This is a genomic window from Nitratireductor lacus, assembly GCF_056431025.1.
In genome coordinates this window covers 53,055-66,910 of sequence record NZ_JBWKMB010000007.1, presented here as the reverse complement: position 1 = coordinate 66,910, position 13,856 = coordinate 53,055, and the positions used below count along the sequence as shown (strand labels likewise).

General features: G+C 62.3%; 13 protein-coding genes. 4 read left to right on the top strand and 9 right to left on the bottom strand.

What is annotated here, in order from left to right; all coding sequences use genetic code 11:
• Nucleotide 1: 1 nt before the first annotated feature.
• On the top strand, nucleotides 2-613 hold the full coding sequence (locus AC07E3_RS07640) for a LysE family translocator (RefSeq protein WP_478360997.1): 612 nt from the start codon (nucleotides 2-4) through the stop codon (nucleotides 611-613).
• 99 nt (nucleotides 614-712) lie between these two features.
• On the opposite strand, the gene AC07E3_RS07635 is transcribed toward AC07E3_RS07640, so the two are convergent.
• From AC07E3_RS07635 to ccmA, 6 genes are all read right to left on the bottom strand, one after another.
• Entirely contained in the window at nucleotides 713-1,747 is a 1,035-nt protein-coding gene (locus tag AC07E3_RS07635) for a DUF2332 domain-containing protein (protein ID WP_478360995.1), read from the bottom strand.
• Between the two features lie 102 nt (nucleotides 1,748-1,849).
• Complete coding sequence (locus AC07E3_RS07630) at nucleotides 1,850-2,434, bottom strand: DsbE family thiol:disulfide interchange protein (RefSeq protein ID WP_478360993.1); 585 nt, start codon at nucleotides 2,432-2,434, stop codon at nucleotides 1,850-1,852.
• Nucleotides 2,431-2,598, bottom strand: coding sequence for a heme exporter protein CcmD (gene ccmD, locus AC07E3_RS07625; RefSeq protein WP_336071027.1), 168 nt, complete (start codon nucleotides 2,596-2,598; stop codon nucleotides 2,431-2,433). Before ccmD ends, AC07E3_RS07630 begins: the two co-directional genes overlap by 4 nt.
• On the bottom strand, nucleotides 2,595-3,383 hold the full coding sequence (locus tag AC07E3_RS07620) for a heme ABC transporter permease (protein ID WP_418793146.1): 789 nt from the start codon (nucleotides 3,381-3,383) through the stop codon (nucleotides 2,595-2,597). Before AC07E3_RS07620 ends, ccmD begins: the two co-directional genes overlap by 4 nt.
• Before the next feature lie 43 nt (nucleotides 3,384-3,426).
• Nucleotides 3,427-4,092: a heme exporter protein CcmB gene (gene ccmB / locus AC07E3_RS07615; protein WP_478360990.1), complete on the bottom strand. Its 666-nt coding sequence runs from the start codon at nucleotides 4,090-4,092 to the stop codon at nucleotides 3,427-3,429.
• 49 nt (nucleotides 4,093-4,141) lie between these two features.
• Nucleotides 4,142-4,753 (bottom strand): heme ABC exporter ATP-binding protein CcmA, encoded by a 612-nt coding sequence (ccmA, locus tag AC07E3_RS07610; RefSeq protein ID WP_478361112.1) that lies wholly within the window; start codon nucleotides 4,751-4,753, stop codon nucleotides 4,142-4,144.
• 282 nt (nucleotides 4,754-5,035) lie between these two features.
• Here ccmA and acnA point away from each other — a divergent pair, with 282 nt between their 5' ends.
• The 3 genes from acnA to AC07E3_RS07595 all read left to right on the top strand — a co-directional run bounded on the left by acnA (nucleotide 5,036) and on the right by AC07E3_RS07595 (nucleotide 9,592).
• Nucleotides 5,036-7,732, top strand: a complete 2,697-nt coding sequence (acnA, locus tag AC07E3_RS07605; RefSeq protein WP_336071021.1) for an aconitate hydratase AcnA — start codon at nucleotides 5,036-5,038, stop codon at nucleotides 7,730-7,732.
• 181 nt (nucleotides 7,733-7,913) lie between these two features.
• On the top strand, nucleotides 7,914-8,702 hold the full coding sequence (locus tag AC07E3_RS07600) for a DUF1223 domain-containing protein (protein WP_336071019.1): 789 nt from the start codon (nucleotides 7,914-7,916) through the stop codon (nucleotides 8,700-8,702).
• Nucleotides 8,703-9,208: 506 nt separating this feature from the next.
• Nucleotides 9,209-9,592 carry a DUF2794 domain-containing protein gene (locus tag AC07E3_RS07595; RefSeq protein ID WP_025031307.1) on the top strand — a complete coding sequence of 128 codons (384 nt, stop codon included), beginning with the start codon at nucleotides 9,209-9,211 and terminating at the stop codon, nucleotides 9,590-9,592.
• Between the two features lie 110 nt (nucleotides 9,593-9,702).
• On the opposite strand, the gene AC07E3_RS07590 is transcribed toward AC07E3_RS07595, so the two are convergent.
• The 3 genes from AC07E3_RS07590 to AC07E3_RS07580 form a co-directional block, all read right to left on the bottom strand.
• Entirely contained in the window at nucleotides 9,703-10,275 is a 573-nt protein-coding gene (locus AC07E3_RS07590; protein WP_478360987.1) for an N-acetyltransferase family protein, read from the bottom strand.
• Nucleotides 10,276-10,365: 90 nt separating this feature from the next.
• A complete protein-coding gene (locus AC07E3_RS07585; protein WP_007010679.1) occupies nucleotides 10,366-11,106 on the bottom strand; it encodes a Bax inhibitor-1/YccA family protein in 741 nt (246 codons plus the stop codon).
• Nucleotides 11,107-11,307: 201 nt separating this feature from the next.
• On the bottom strand, nucleotides 11,308-13,851 hold the full coding sequence (locus AC07E3_RS07580; protein ID WP_478361110.1) for an ABC transporter permease: 2,544 nt from the start codon (nucleotides 13,849-13,851) through the stop codon (nucleotides 11,308-11,310).
• Nucleotides 13,852-13,856: the final 5 nt, after the last annotated feature.

Genomic DNA, 13,856 nt, shown 5'->3' with positions numbered 1-13,856 from the left:
AATGGATATCTCCGCCCTCATCATCTTTGCCGGTGCGTTGCTTGTCGCTGCCGGCTCTCCCGGCCCCAGCATCGCGGCGCTGGTCGCCCGCGTCATAACGCGCGGCTGGCGCGATGTGCTGCCATTCCTGGCCGCCATGTGGATCGGCGAGGGCATCTGGCTTTCCTTCGCCATTTTAGGCCTCGCCTATGTGGCGGAAACCTTCCACATGGCGTTCGTGGTGATCAAATATGCAGGCGTGGCCTATCTGCTCTATCTGGCCTGGAAGATGTGGACCGCACCGGTGGAAGCAAGTGACGAAGCCCTGCCCAATGCCGGCTCGCGCCTGCGTCTCTTCTTCACCGGCATGGCAGTGACACTCGGCAATCCGAAAATCATGATGTTCTATCTGGCGCTGCTGCCCACCATCATCGATGTCGCCTCGGTGACATTGATCGGCTGGGCTGAACTGACACTCACCATGGTGCTCGTGCTGGTGGCGGTGGATGCCGTGTGGGTGCTTGCCGCCACGCAGGCACGAAGACTGCTCAAAAGCCCGCGCGCCATGCGCATTGCAAACCGCACCAGCGCCTCGATGATGGCGGGTGCGGCGGCGGCCATCGCAACGCGCTAGAGCATCGGACCGAAAGGTGGAACCCGGTTTTCGGATTATTCCGATGCTCCATCCATAGTCTGAATCGTCCTTTGTGCGTCCGGATGGACGCACGGCGATCTAGAGCAACCACTCGATCCAGCGGCCATGGAAGTCGCAGCGCGCCAGATCGCGGCGCTCTCCGGTGGGCCACAGCGTGAGCGAAACCAGCGCGAATGGCTCATTCGTGTCCGAGGGTTCCATGCGCAGCCATGCGATGGGTGGACCCCCTGCCCGGCCTGCCGCCTCAAGCGCGGTCTCTATACGGGCCCGCGTTTCATGGCGAAGGTATTGCCACATGATCGAATGGAAAAGCACCGTGACCCGATCGGGCCGGCGGGCGGCAAGCGCGGCCTCCACAAAGTCAGCGGCATCCGCCTTTTCCAGTGCGAACGGCGTCTCTTTTGCCAGTTCCATGGCCGCGCGCAAGCGGGAAAGCCGCGCCTCCTGATCGGCCCACACATAGGAGGTTAATCGCAACCGCTGATCATCACGGGACACGTCGATGGGCGCGATGTCGCTCCCCTGGCGCGTGGCGATATCCAGTGCCCCCGACAGGTCCGGGGCTGACCCGCGCGTCTCAGGCGCCAGCCTCACGGGAGAAGCGGGGTCGCCCCATGCGCTATCGCCATAGCGGTAGTGAAAGCGGTCGAACAGAAGGTTGAGCCCTGCACTCGAGCCAATTTCATAAAGGTCGAGCGGCAGGCCTGTTTCACGCGCGATCTGGAGAAAGCCCGGCAGAAGCATCGCCGAACGACCGATCTCATTGGTCTGTGGTGCGCTGTCCAGATTGGCGCAAAGGCGCTCATCATGGCGCGCAATGGCCGCGCTCACGGCCTTTCGAAGCTCATCGGGTGAAGCAGCGTGCGGTGGATAGACACCGGCAAGTGCAGCATCCTCACCGCCAAGCACAAGCGCGTGAAGCCCGCCACACAGACGCAGCGCCAGCGCATCCTCCCCCGCCTCGCCCGGCCAGCCGAGCACGCGCGCACCGGTGGCGGTCTCGCGGTCCAGGATTTCGGGCAGGAGACGGCATAACTGCGCCGTAAAGGAAGAGCCCATGCGATCGCAGGCCTGCGCCTGCTTCTCGAAATGCGCGCTGATATGGGTCGTCATACATCCCTCCTGTTCGTTGGGATGAAAACCCTAGCATGCGTTTCACGGCACTTTTGCTGCAGTGCAGCATTTTATCTGGGCCAGAGAATATGGCATGGCCAATCAGCCCGCCGGGCGCTCCGCCAGAGCTTTTTCAATCTCGGGCATCAGACTTTCGCGGATACTCTCGGGCGTGAACGGCCCCACATGCTTGTAGCGGATCGTGCCATCAGGTCCGACGAGAAAGGTTTCAGGAACGCCATAGACACCCCAGTCGATCGCCGCACGGCCATTCTGGTCGACACCGATGGCATCGTAGGGGTTGCCGAGATCGCCCAGAAACCGGCGGGCGTTTTCCGGCTTGTCCTTGTAGTTGAGCCCCGCAATCACGACGCGCTCATCCGTGGCGAGCTGCATCAGCAGCGGGTGCTCCTGACGGCATGGCAGGCACCAGGAACCCCAGACATTGACCAGCGTGACCCGGCCGCTGAAGGCCTCCGATGACAGACCGGGTAGGCTCATCCCCTCGAGCGGTGGAAGATCGGTCTGCGGCGCGGGGCGGCCAATCAGTGCGGATGGCACCACAGACGTGTCCTTGCCGGAGATCAACTGAACCAGAAAGACCCCCGAAAGCGCCAGAAAGAGAAGAAGCGGCAGCAAAAACAGGACGAGCCGCGAACGCGCTGGTTTGTCGCTCGTCACGCTCATTTCTTCTGAGCCTTGCGATCCGAGCGGCGACGAATACCGCGTTCCTCAAGCTCCTTGAGCTCGCGCTTGCGGCCCGCCTGATCGATCAGGATCCACAGGCCAAGCCCCGCGATTACCAGCGCCGAGATTCCATAGGCGGCAAAAACATAGGCTGCATGGGTCATCGGGCCGCCCTTTCCGCCGCCCGCGCCGAAAGCCTGCGCATGGCCACAACACGACGCCGCCAGATATCCGCGCGCATCGCCATCAGATGCAGCGTGACGAAAAGCAGAGTGAAGCCCAGCGCGCAGATGAGCAGCGGCCACAGGAGCGAGGCGTGTATCGTTGGCCCATCGAGGCGGAACACCGAAGCCGGCTGATGCAGCGTGTTCCACCAGTCCACCGAGAACTTGATGATTGGGATGTTGACGAAGCCGACGAGCGTGAGGATTGCCGCGGCCCGCGCCGAACGGCCGGGATCGTCCATCGCCCGTGTCAGGGCGATGATGCCGAGATACATCAGGAACAGGATGAAAACGGAGGTCAGCCGCGCATCCCAGACCCACCACGTGCCCCACATGGGCTTGCCCCAGACGGAGCCGGTGAACAGCGCCAGCGCGGTGAAGGCCGCGCCGATGGGAGCGGCGGACTTGAGCGCCACATCGGCAAGCGGATGCTTCCACACAAGCGTGCCAAGCGCGGACGCCGCCATAAGCGAGTAGCAGAACATGGCGAGCCAGGCGAACGGCACATGAATATACATGATCCGGACGGTGATTCCCTGCTGGTAGTCTTCAGGCGCAGCAAACGCCATGTAGAAGCCGGCAGCGAGAACGGCCAGCGAGAGGCCGCCGAGCCATGGAACAAGCGTGTCGGCCAGCGCGAGAAACCGCGTGGGATTGGCGAGCGCCGTCAGGCGACCGGAGAGCGTCGAGGCTTGCGGCGTGGCGTTTGTCATGCCTGAACCCATAGCGTTGCGCGTCCTGTTCCGCAATCGAATCGATTGCCGCACATCAGTCGCCGCCCCAGCGCAGTGCAAGGGAAGCGGCCAGCGGCCCGATGACGGCAAAGAACAGCATCAGAGCGGCAAGAATGAGGAAGGGCGGCAGAAACGGATCAGGGTCGGCCACCGCACCCCGCGCCGCCGCCACACCGAAGATCAGAACCGGGATGGTGAGCGGCAGGACCAGAACCGAGACCAGAAGCCCACCCCGCGGCAGGGCAACGGCAAGGGCCGCGCCCACCGCACCGATGAAGGTGATGGCGGGCGTGCCGACGGCCAGCGTCGCGGTCGCAGCCAGAATGCCCACAAGTTCGATATTCATGAAAAGGCCGAGCAGCGGCGTCACCACCACGAGCGGCAGAACATTTACTGTCCAGTGCGCGCAGCATTTTACAAACACGGTCATAGCCGTCATGTGCCGGCTGTCGGCCAGAAGCATCAGGTCCAGAGAGCCGTCCTCACGATCAGCCTGGAACAGGCGTTCAAGCCCGAGAAGGCCGGCAAGCAGAGCACCGATCCAGAGAACTGCCGGGCCGATGCGCGCCAGAAGATTCAAATCCGGCCCGACGCCGAAAGGTATGACGGCGACAACGGCAAGAAAGAAGAGCACACCGGTCAGCGCCCCGTTGCCGGTGCGCACGCCGATCTGCAACTCGCGTCGGAAAAGCGCTAGCATGGTGCAAACCGGGATGGTTGCTGTTTGAGGTAGCGCACGTCCAGCATCGTCAACCCGCAGCCTCCCCCATCCTCAGCTCCCGCGCACCCTTCAGGCCAAGCGGCAGATGGGTGGCGGCCACGATCATTCCGCCATCCTCCAGATGCACGCCCATGAGGTCGGCGAATTGCGCTTCGGATGCCTTGTCGAGGCCGGATGTCGGCTCATCGAGCAGCCAGACGGGCCGATAGCTCACCAGAAGCCGCGCGATGGAAGCGCGCCGTCTCTGCCCCGTGGACAGATAGCCGAACGGCAGGTGGCCGATATCGCCGAGACCCACCATCTCCAGCGCCTCGAACGGCGGCAGATGGGGCTCGCCCATGAACTCCTGCCAGAAGCGCAAATTCTCCTCCACACCGAGCTCTGCTTTCATCGCATTGCGGTGGCCGAGATAGTGGCAGGCGGACGCCACATCCGGAAACGCCTCCCCTCCACCGGAAAACTGCACCTTGCCCTCAAAGGCTGGCAAAAGGCCGCAGATCACGCGCAACAGGGTGGATTTGCCTGCGCCATTTGGCCCCGTGACCGTCAGCGCCTCGCCTTCACCAAGCGTGAAGGAGATGCCGGAGAACACGGTCTCGCCGCCGCGCTCACCGCCAAGCCCCTCGGCAGCAAGCCGCATCATGTGGTCGTCCTTCGGCAAAGATATGGTCCTGAATTTTTCACGACATGGCAGATTTGCCATTTCTCACTCTAGAACTCTTCTACAAAATTCTCTATATCCGCCTCAACCACGCCAGCGGTCGGCGTGTAACTCTTTGTGCCGATACCCGCGCGCGCGCCGCCTTGAACGGCCGGGACGCTTGGGGGCGGACAGCGGAAATGACCGTACCCGCACCTTTTGCGCGTGATGCCTCGAGGAGTCCGTTCCCGTTTCGGATAGCAGAACAGGATAGGATCGCCCGTGACCAAATCACTTGACAGTTTCAATTGCCGTCGCACCCTCCAGGTTGGGGATGCGGAATATGTTTATTTCGACCTCAAGGAGGCCGAGAAAAACGGTCTCGAAGGCATTTCCCGCCTGCCCTTCTCCATGAAGGTGCTGCTTGAAAACCTGCTGCGCAACGAAGACGGACGCTCGGTCACCAAGTCCGATATCGAAGCGGTCGCGGCATGGCTCGACGACCGCGGTACGGCCGGCCACGAGATCGCCTATCGCCCGGCCCGCGTGCTGATGCAGGATTTCACCGGCGTTCCCGCCGTGGTCGATCTCGCAGCCATGCGCGATGCCATGGTGTCGCTCGGCGGCGACCCGCAGAAGATCAACCCACTTGTTCCGGTTGACCTCGTTATCGACCACTCGGTCATCGTCGACGAGTTCGGCACGCCTAAGGCCTTCGCGCGCAATGTGGAGCTGGAATACCAGCGCAATGGCGAGCGCTACCGCTTCCTCAAATGGGGTCAGAAGGCGTTCAAGAACTTCCGCGTCGTGCCGCCAGGCACCGGCATCTGCCACCAGGTGAACCTCGAATATCTCGGCCAGGCAGTCTGGACGAAGGACGAGGACGGCAAGACGATTGCCTATCCTGACACCTGCGTCGGCACCGATTCGCACACCACGATGATCAACGGTCTCGGCGTGCTCGGCTGGGGCGTTGGCGGCATCGAGGCCGAAGCGGCCATGCTCGGCCAGCCGATCTCCATGCTCCTGCCGGAAGTCATCGGTTTCAAGCTCACCGGCAAGCTGAAAGAAGGCGTGACGGCCACCGACCTGGTGCTCACCGTCGTGCAAATGCTGCGCAAGAAGGGCGTGGTTGGCAAGTTCGTCGAGTTCTTCGGCGAGGGCCTCGACCATCTGACGCTGGCCGACGCCGCCACCATCGGCAATATGGGTCCGGAATACGGCGCTACCTGCGGCTTCTTCCCGGTCGATTCGGAAACGCTGAACTACCTCAATGTCTCCGGCCGCTCGAAAGAGCGCATCGCGCTCGTGGAAGCCTACTGCAAGGCGCAGGGCATGTTCCGCGAGACGGGCACCGAGCATCCGGTCTTCACCGACACGCTCGAGCTCGACCTTGGCGACGTGGTTCCCTCGATGGCCGGCCCGAAACGTCCGGAAGGCCGCATTCCGCTCGACAACATCGCGTCCGGCTTCGCCGAATCGCTCGAGAAGGAATACAAGAAGGACCCGTCCACGCTGGAACAGCGCTGGCAGGTTGAGGGCGAGGACTACGACCTCGGCCATGGTGACGTGGCGATTGCCGCCATCACCTCCTGCACCAACACCTCGAACCCAAGCGTTCTGATCGGCGCCGGCCTGCTGGCCCGCAACGCCAATCGCCTCGGCCTCAAGCAGAAGCCCTGGGTGAAGACCTCGCTCGCTCCCGGTTCGCAGGTGGTGGCCGAGTATCTGGAGAATTCCGGACTGCAGAAGGAACTCGACCAGATAGGCTTCAACCTCGTCGGCTTCGGCTGCACGACCTGCATCGGCAACTCCGGCCCGCTTCCGGCGCCGGTCTCCAAGACCATCAACGACAAGGGCCTGATCGCTGCCGGCGTTCTCTCCGGCAACCGCAACTTCGAAGGCCGCATCTCGCCGGATGTGCAGGCCAACTACCTGGCCTCTCCGCCGCTGGTCGTCGCCTATGCGCTCGCCGGTTCGGTCACCAAGGACCTGACCAAGGAACCGATCGGTCAGGACAAGGACGGCAACGACGTCTATCTGAAGGACATCTGGCCCTCCAACCAGGAGATCCAGGAGTTCATCCAGAAGAACGTCACCCGCGATCTCTTCGAGAAGAAGTATGCCGAGGTCTTCACCGGCGACGAGAACTGGCAGGCCGTGCAGGTGCCGGAAGGCGAGACCTATGCATGGGACGACAAGTCGACCTATGTGCAGAACCCGCCCTACTTCGTCGGCATGAAGAAGACGACCGGCGATGTGAGCGACATCAAGAATGCGCGCATCCTCGGCCTGTTCGGCGACAAGATCACCACCGACCACATTTCGCCCGCCGGTTCCATCAAGGCACAGTCGCCAGCCGGCAAATACCTGATGGACAATGGCGTGGGCGTTGCCGACTTCAACCAGTACGGCACGCGGCGCGGCAACCATGAGGTGATGATGCGCGGCACTTTCGCCAACATCCGCATCCGCAACCACATGCTGGGCGAAAACGGCACCGAAGGCGGCTACACGATCCACTATCCCTCCAAGGAGGAGATGTCGATCTACGACGCAGCCATGGAATACCGCAAGGAAGGCGTGCCGCTGGTGGTGTTCGCCGGTGGCGAATACGGCAACGGCTCCTCGCGCGACTGGGCTGCCAAGGGCACCAACCTGCTCGGTGTCCGCGCCGTGATCTCCGAGAGCTACGAGCGTATCCACCGCTCCAATCTGGTTGGCATGGGCGTCATCCCATTCGTCTTTGCCGACGAAGGAACGAGCTGGGCAAAGCTCGGCCTGAAGGGCGATGAGACCGTCACCATCGACGGGCTCGAGACCATCAAGCCGCGCGCAACCGTGAACGCGAAAATCACCTTTGCCGACGGTTCGGTAAAGGAGGTCCCGCTTCTCTGCCGCATCGATACGCTGGATGAGCTTGAATACTTCAAGAACGGCGGCATCCTGCAATACGTCCTGCGCGACCTGGCCGCCTGACCAGGCTACAGGATCGCTTCAGTCAGACCGCCGGCGGAAACGCCGGCGGTCTTTTTGTTTCTGCCATTGGAAGCCGCGCCGTAGGCCCGTCTCACCTGAACGTGACTTCTTGTTGAGGCGTGGTCGCTCCTATAGTTCTGAAACAAAGCAATGATCGCTTCACATCCCAAACGGAGAGCGCATGTTTCGGCTCTGGATACCCGGCCATTTTCTGGCTGCGGCTTTAGGCTTATTGGCCTTCACTGGCCCCGGCAGTGCTGAAAGCACCAGCCGCCCGGTCGACCCGATCGGTGTTGTGGAGCTCTTCACGAGCCAGGGCTGCAATTCATGTCCACCCGCAGACGCTGTGCTGGGTGAACTCGCCGCAAGGGACGATGTTGTCGCCCTCGCTTACCACGTCGATTACTGGGACTATCTGGGCTGGCGTGATGCGCTCGCAAGCCCGGCTAACTCCGAACGGCAGAGAAGATATGCCGGTGCACTTCAAAGGGCATCCGTCTACACACCACAGGCCATCGTCAACGGCCGGCGCGACATGAATGGCGCGGACCGGGGCAAGGTCACTTCAACGCTTGAAGCCCTCGCAGGAACCGTGGACGGACTTCAGGTGGATATTTCCCTCAAGGACATGGGCGACACCATCGTCGTCAATGTCGGCTCAATACCCGAGAACCTGAAGGGCGAGCCCATCAATGCGCATCTGGTCTTTGTCGATTACACGCCGCAAAGCACAGTGGATATCCGCGCCGGCGAAAACCGCGGGCGGTCGATACAATATCGCAATGCTGTCAACCGCATCCAGACGATCGGCATGTGGGACGGCGCGGCCAAGAGCTTCGAAATGCCCAAGGCCGAACTGGTGCAGAAGGGCAATGGCTGCGCACTCCTGCTCCAGCGCGTCGACAAAGACGGTCGACCGGGAGCGATATTGGGCGCATTTGCCATGAACCCCGGGGATGGGGGCCTATGAATATGGCCGCCGCGCGGCCTGGTCCCAAAAGAAAAACCGGCGCTGACTCATTCAGCACCGGTTTTGATCTCTTGGGACCGTTGCCCGCTCGGACATCCGAGAGTTGGTTCGATCCGGGCATGACCCCGAGGGCGGGGGGGCTTGGGGTTTTCGGGATCCGTGTCCGGACCGAACCGTCTCAGGCAACGGGCGGATCGTTGCGGCACAATGGGGCGTGAGCTTGAACAAAATGCGGCAAGAAAAAGGCAAGTCATCACCAATTCCGACAAACGGTCCTGATTTGTGACTACCGGCTAACAATTGAGGCTTGCAGACCAAGAATAGCCGTGCCGGCAAAAGATGTGGGTAACTCTAACCACTCTGATGAACCATGCCATCAAGAAGGATGAGGCGCGCTTTTTCGCATCTCAGGCCCGACCAGATGCAGCCTGGGGAATGCGGGCTTGCAATTCCGCCTATGGCGGGCGAACCTTCCCATGTCACCAAATCGTCATGAGGTACAGCCAATGACCGATTACGGCAGCGCGGGGGAGGATAGGGACGGCTCCGGGATACTGATTCCGCTGCACGAGGCACGCAGGGCACGTTCCGATCTCCCCGTAACCTTCGAGCGGCGCGAACTGGATCAGATTCTGCGCATCTACGGCCGCATGGTCGCGGCAGGCGAGTGGCGTGACTACGCCATCGATCATCTCCGGGACCGGGCGGTGTTCTCCGTCTTCCGGCGAACCAGCGAAGTCCCGCTGTTTCAGATCGTCAAGGATCCCAAGCTGACCCGGAAGCAGGGTGCCTACAGCGTTATCGCCGCCACAGGCGCAATCCTGAAACGTGGACACGAACTGGCACGCGTCCTGGCCGTGTTCGACAAGAAGCTGAAACTCGTCACCTAATGCATGTCGCTTTCAAATGAATTCATTTGAAAGTGTTACAGCGTCCCTTGCGCGTCTTATAAGACGCGCGGCGCTGTCGGGTCGGGACCGAAAGATGGTTTAGATCGTCCTCAACGAACCGACTCGCCCCGAAACAGCCGCTCGGGGATGGAATCGGGATCGGGCAGCGCACTGTCGCCCCCATTCAGCGCGAGCTGCATAAACACCGTGTCGAGCCAGCGCCCGTGCTTGAAGCCGCTGCCGCGAAGAATGCCCGCATCGCGGAAACCTGCGGCCCGATGCAGTTTTACCGAGGCGCTTTCCTCCGAGCCGTCGCCGATAACGGCGACGATCTGGCGAAATCCGCACCGTTCGCACGCTTTAACCAGCGCCTGAAGCAAAAGCCGCCCGACGCCGCGACCCTGCGCTTCCGGCGCCAGATAAACCGAATCCTCGACCATGAAGCGATAGGCCCGTCTCGGGCGAAACGGTCCCGCATAGGCGTAACCGAGAATTTCGTCTTCATTCTCCGCAACGATATAGGGGTAGCCATTGCGAACGAGCGCCTCCATGCGCTCGCGCATCTCGGCCTCGCCCGGCGGTTCAAGCTCATAGCTTGCCGTGCCCCCGGCAACGGCGTGGGCGTAGATGCGGGTGATGGCAGGGAGATCAGCCGGGGTTGCGGGGCGGATGGTGGGTTTCATGGAAACTCGGTGGTCGCTCTCGAATGAAGCAAAAGAAAGGGCGGCCCGAAAGCCGCCCTCTCCATAGCACTGTTTCTGGTTCCGCGCCCGCTACTCGCGATTTCCGAGGAACTGCAGCAGGAACATGAACAGGTTGATGAAGTCGAGATAGAGACGCAGCGCGCCCATGATCGCCTTGCGGCCGGACACGGTGGCATCGTCGCCCTCGTAATACATCTCCTTGATCTGCTGGGTGTCGTAGGCCGTCAGGCCGGCGAACACCAGCACGCCGATCACCGAAATGGCGAACTGCAGCGCCGATGAGCCGAGGAAAATGTTCACGATCGAGGCAATGATGATGCCGATCAGACCCATGAACAGGAACGACCCCATGCCCGAAAGGTCACGCTTGGTCGTGTAGCCCCAGAGCGACAGCGCGCCGAACGAAGCGGCGGTGATGAAGAACGTACGGACGATGCTTTCACCCGTGAAAACGAGGAAGACCGTCGACAGGGACAGACCCACCAGGGCTGAATAGACCCAGAAGGTTGTCTGTGCCGCTCCGACGCTCATGTTCTGAATGCGGAAGCTCAGGAAGAACACCAGCGCAAGCGGTGCGAGAATCACAACCCAGCGGAAGGCGCTGGCATAGATGAGCTGGCCGAAAGCCGTGAGCTGGCCGTCGGCGATGGCAAGGTTGAACGCGCCAAAGGCTGCAAGGCCGGTGATCGCCAGGCCGAGCGCCATAAGGTTGTAGACGCGGATCATATAGGCGCGCAGGCCCTCGTCGATGGCCGCGTCCGCGCGCACGCCGGGCGTTGCGCGGGCCTGATAGTTACGAAGGTCAGCCATAATTACCCCTTTCTGGCTTTAATCCCGTCCGGTGACGGCCGTGAGACCGTGCGCCGCTGGCGGGATACCAGCATGCGTAGATCAAATATGATGTCAGTTTGTGTTCAGGACAAGACCTCCCCACGCCGGAAATGCGCCTGCGGCAACAGTTCGCGGGCGAAACGGCACCTCTCCGCGCGAAGGGTTAACGGTTTTTCACGCTCACAGATTGCGCAGAACCGGCGCCGCCTTGTGTCCGAGAACCCGCCACGTGCCGATCAGGCCGAAGCCAACCGTCATCACCAGCGCCACCACAACGGTGGTGAACGCCACCTCCGGCAGGAAGCTTGAGGGCAGGCCCATCACCTGCGTCACCACAAACCAGGCTGCAATCCCGCCCGCAAGCAGCGCGAACACCGCCGTGGCGAGACCGATCAGCAGATATTCGAGCGAAAAGGCGGCAATCAGCGTGCGCCGTGTCGCGCCCAGCGTCTTCAGGACCACGGCATCGTGCACCCGCGCCCGGTTGCCGGCTGCCAGTGCACCGGAAAGCACGAGAACCGAGGCAATCAGCGCAACGGCGGCTGCCGCACGGATTGCGGTGGCCAATTGCTCGACAAGCCGGTTCACCACATCGAGTGCATCCTTCACACGCACGGTGGTCACCGTCGGGAAATTGCGCGTGACAGCATTGAGGATCTGCGATTCGTCGGCCTGCGTTGCTTCCGCATCCGTCAGCGTCGCCAGCCAGGCATGCGGAGCGCCGGCAAATGTGTTGGGCGAAAACACCATCACGAAGTTGATGGCCAGAGATTCCCATTCGACGGCGCGGAAATTGGCGATCCGCGCCGTGACGTCACGGCCGAGCACATTGACTGTGATCGTGTCTCCTATCTTGAGACCAAGCTCTCCGCCCTCCTCCGCCGTGAAGGAAACGAGCGGTTCGCCCTGATAATCTGCCGGCCACCAATCACCCTGTGTCAGCGTGGCGTTTTCGGGCGCGTTGCGGGCATAGGTGATGCCACGGTCACCCCGCAGCACCCAGCCGCCCTCCGGCGGAATTTCCATGTCACGCACATTCACATCGTTGAGCGCGGTGATGCGCCCGCGCAGCATCGGCACCTGGATCAGCTTGCCGCCGGGTGCTTCCCTGTCCAACAGATCAGCAAAGGCCTCCACCTCACCGCTCTGGATGTCGACAAAGAAGAAGTTTGGCGCGACATCCGGCAGATTTCCGGTGATCTGCCGTCGCAGGTTGCCGTCGATCAGGGCCAGCGTGGCAAGCAGCGTGAGGCCGAGACCCAGCGACAGCACCACGGAGGGCGTCAGCGCGCCGGGGCGATGGATATTGCCGAGCGCCAGGCGCAGCGGCGTCGAGGCTACACGCGGACTGCGGCGCGCCAGCCACTCAATGCCAAGCGCCACAACCCTCAGCACGATGAAGGCAAACACGGTCGCGCCGACAAAGATCGCAGCCATGCGCCGGTCGTCGGAAAACCAGACCGCGAAACCGGCAAGACCCGCCGCGATGGTAACCGAAAGAGCGATATAGACGGGACGCGGCCAGCCGCGGCCATCCACGCCCATTTCGCGAAACAGCGCCGTCGCCGGCACATCACGAGCGCGGCCGAGCGGCATCAGCGCGAACACAAGCGTAATCATCACGCCAAAAAGCGCCGCCACCATAAGCGCCGCCGGATAGACGCCGCCCGTCGCGGGAACCGGCAGGACATTCGCCAGAACAGCCGATGCGCCGAACGGCATCAGGGCGCCGATCACCAGGCCGGCGAGAACGCCGATCCCGGCGATCATCAGGATCTGCACGAGGTAAACGGTGAAGACGAAACCGCCGGAAGCGCCAAGGCTCTTGAAGGTCGCAATCACGGCACGCTTGCTGTCGAGATAGGCGCGCACCGCGTTGGCAACCCCCACGCCCCCCACGACAAGCGCCGTCAGTCCCACCAGAGTGAGAAACTGCGAAAACCGCTCGATATTGCGCGAAAGCGAGGGCGCGGCATTGCTGCGCGTACGGATGCTCCACCCGGCCTCCGGAAACGCGGACGCGGCTCGCGCCTGCACGGTTTCGAGAGCGCCCGCGTCGCCATTGAGCCGCACTTTGTAGACGTGCTCGACAAGACTTCCCGGCTGGATGAGCCCGGTCGCCTGAAGCGCATCCAGCGAAATCATCAGCCGCGGCGCAAAGCCGAACCCGTCGGAAACGGCATCCGGCTCGCTGACAAGCACGGCACGCAGCTCGATGGTCTCCCCGCCCAGCATGATGCGGTCGCCGACACCGAGACCCAGCCGCTCGAAAAGCAGTTGAGGCACCGCAGCGCCATACGCGCCCGCCTTCTCATCGAAGAGTTCATCATGGGAAAGCTGCGGCTCGGTCACCCGCTTTCCATAGAGCGGATAGAGCGCGTCGACCGCCTTCACCTCCACGAGCGTCTGGTCGGAACCGTCTGGGAGCCGCGCCATGGAGCGCATGTTCGCGCTCTCGGCGACATCGCCCAGCCCGGAAAGGAACGACAGCTCGGCATCGCCGGCACGCCTCTGGTTCAACTCGAAACGCAGATCGGCGGCAAGCAGCGACTGGCCTTCGGCTTCCACGGCTCCGGTAATCGCCGTGGCCACGGAGTTGACACCGCCAATGGCGCCCACGCCCAGCGCAATGCAGGCCAGAAAGATGAAAAAGCCCGAGAGCCCGCCGCGCATCTCGCGCAAAGAGAAACGAAACGCCAGGCTGAGGCTGCGACGGAAGCTCATCTCGC

What these genes read in the sequence shown, in the direction of transcription:
- AC07E3_RS07640 (WP_478360997.1), top strand. Translation starts at nt 2, where the DNA reads ATGGATATCTCCGCCCTCATCATCTTTGCCGGTGCGTTGCTTGTCGCT.
- AC07E3_RS07635 (WP_478360995.1), bottom strand. Translation starts at nt 1,747, where the DNA reads ATGACGACCCATATCAGCGCGCATTTCGAGAAGCAGGCGCAGGCCTGC.
- AC07E3_RS07630 (WP_478360993.1), bottom strand. Translation starts at nt 2,434, where the DNA reads ATGAGCGTGACGAGCGACAAACCAGCGCGTTCGCGGCTCGTCCTGTTT.
- ccmD (WP_336071027.1), bottom strand. Translation starts at nt 2,598, where the DNA reads ATGACCCATGCAGCCTATGTTTTTGCCGCCTATGGAATCTCGGCGCTG.
- AC07E3_RS07620 (WP_418793146.1), bottom strand. Translation starts at nt 3,383, where the DNA reads ATGGGTTCAGGCATGACAAACGCCACGCCGCAAGCCTCGACGCTCTCC.
- ccmB (WP_478360990.1), bottom strand. Translation starts at nt 4,092, where the DNA reads ATGCTAGCGCTTTTCCGACGCGAGTTGCAGATCGGCGTGCGCACCGGC.
- ccmA (WP_478361112.1), bottom strand. Translation starts at nt 4,753, where the DNA reads ATGCGGCTTGCTGCCGAGGGGCTTGGCGGTGAGCGCGGCGGCGAGACC.
- AC07E3_RS07600 (WP_336071019.1), top strand. Translation starts at nt 7,914, where the DNA reads ATGTTTCGGCTCTGGATACCCGGCCATTTTCTGGCTGCGGCTTTAGGC.
- AC07E3_RS07595 (WP_025031307.1), top strand. Translation starts at nt 9,209, where the DNA reads ATGACCGATTACGGCAGCGCGGGGGAGGATAGGGACGGCTCCGGGATA.
- AC07E3_RS07590 (WP_478360987.1), bottom strand. Translation starts at nt 10,275, where the DNA reads ATGAAACCCACCATCCGCCCCGCAACCCCGGCTGATCTCCCTGCCATC.
- AC07E3_RS07585 (WP_007010679.1), bottom strand. Translation starts at nt 11,106, where the DNA reads ATGGCTGACCTTCGTAACTATCAGGCCCGCGCAACGCCCGGCGTGCGC.
- AC07E3_RS07580 (WP_478361110.1), bottom strand. Translation starts at nt 13,851, where the DNA reads ATGAGCTTCCGTCGCAGCCTCAGCCTGGCGTTTCGTTTCTCTTTGCGC.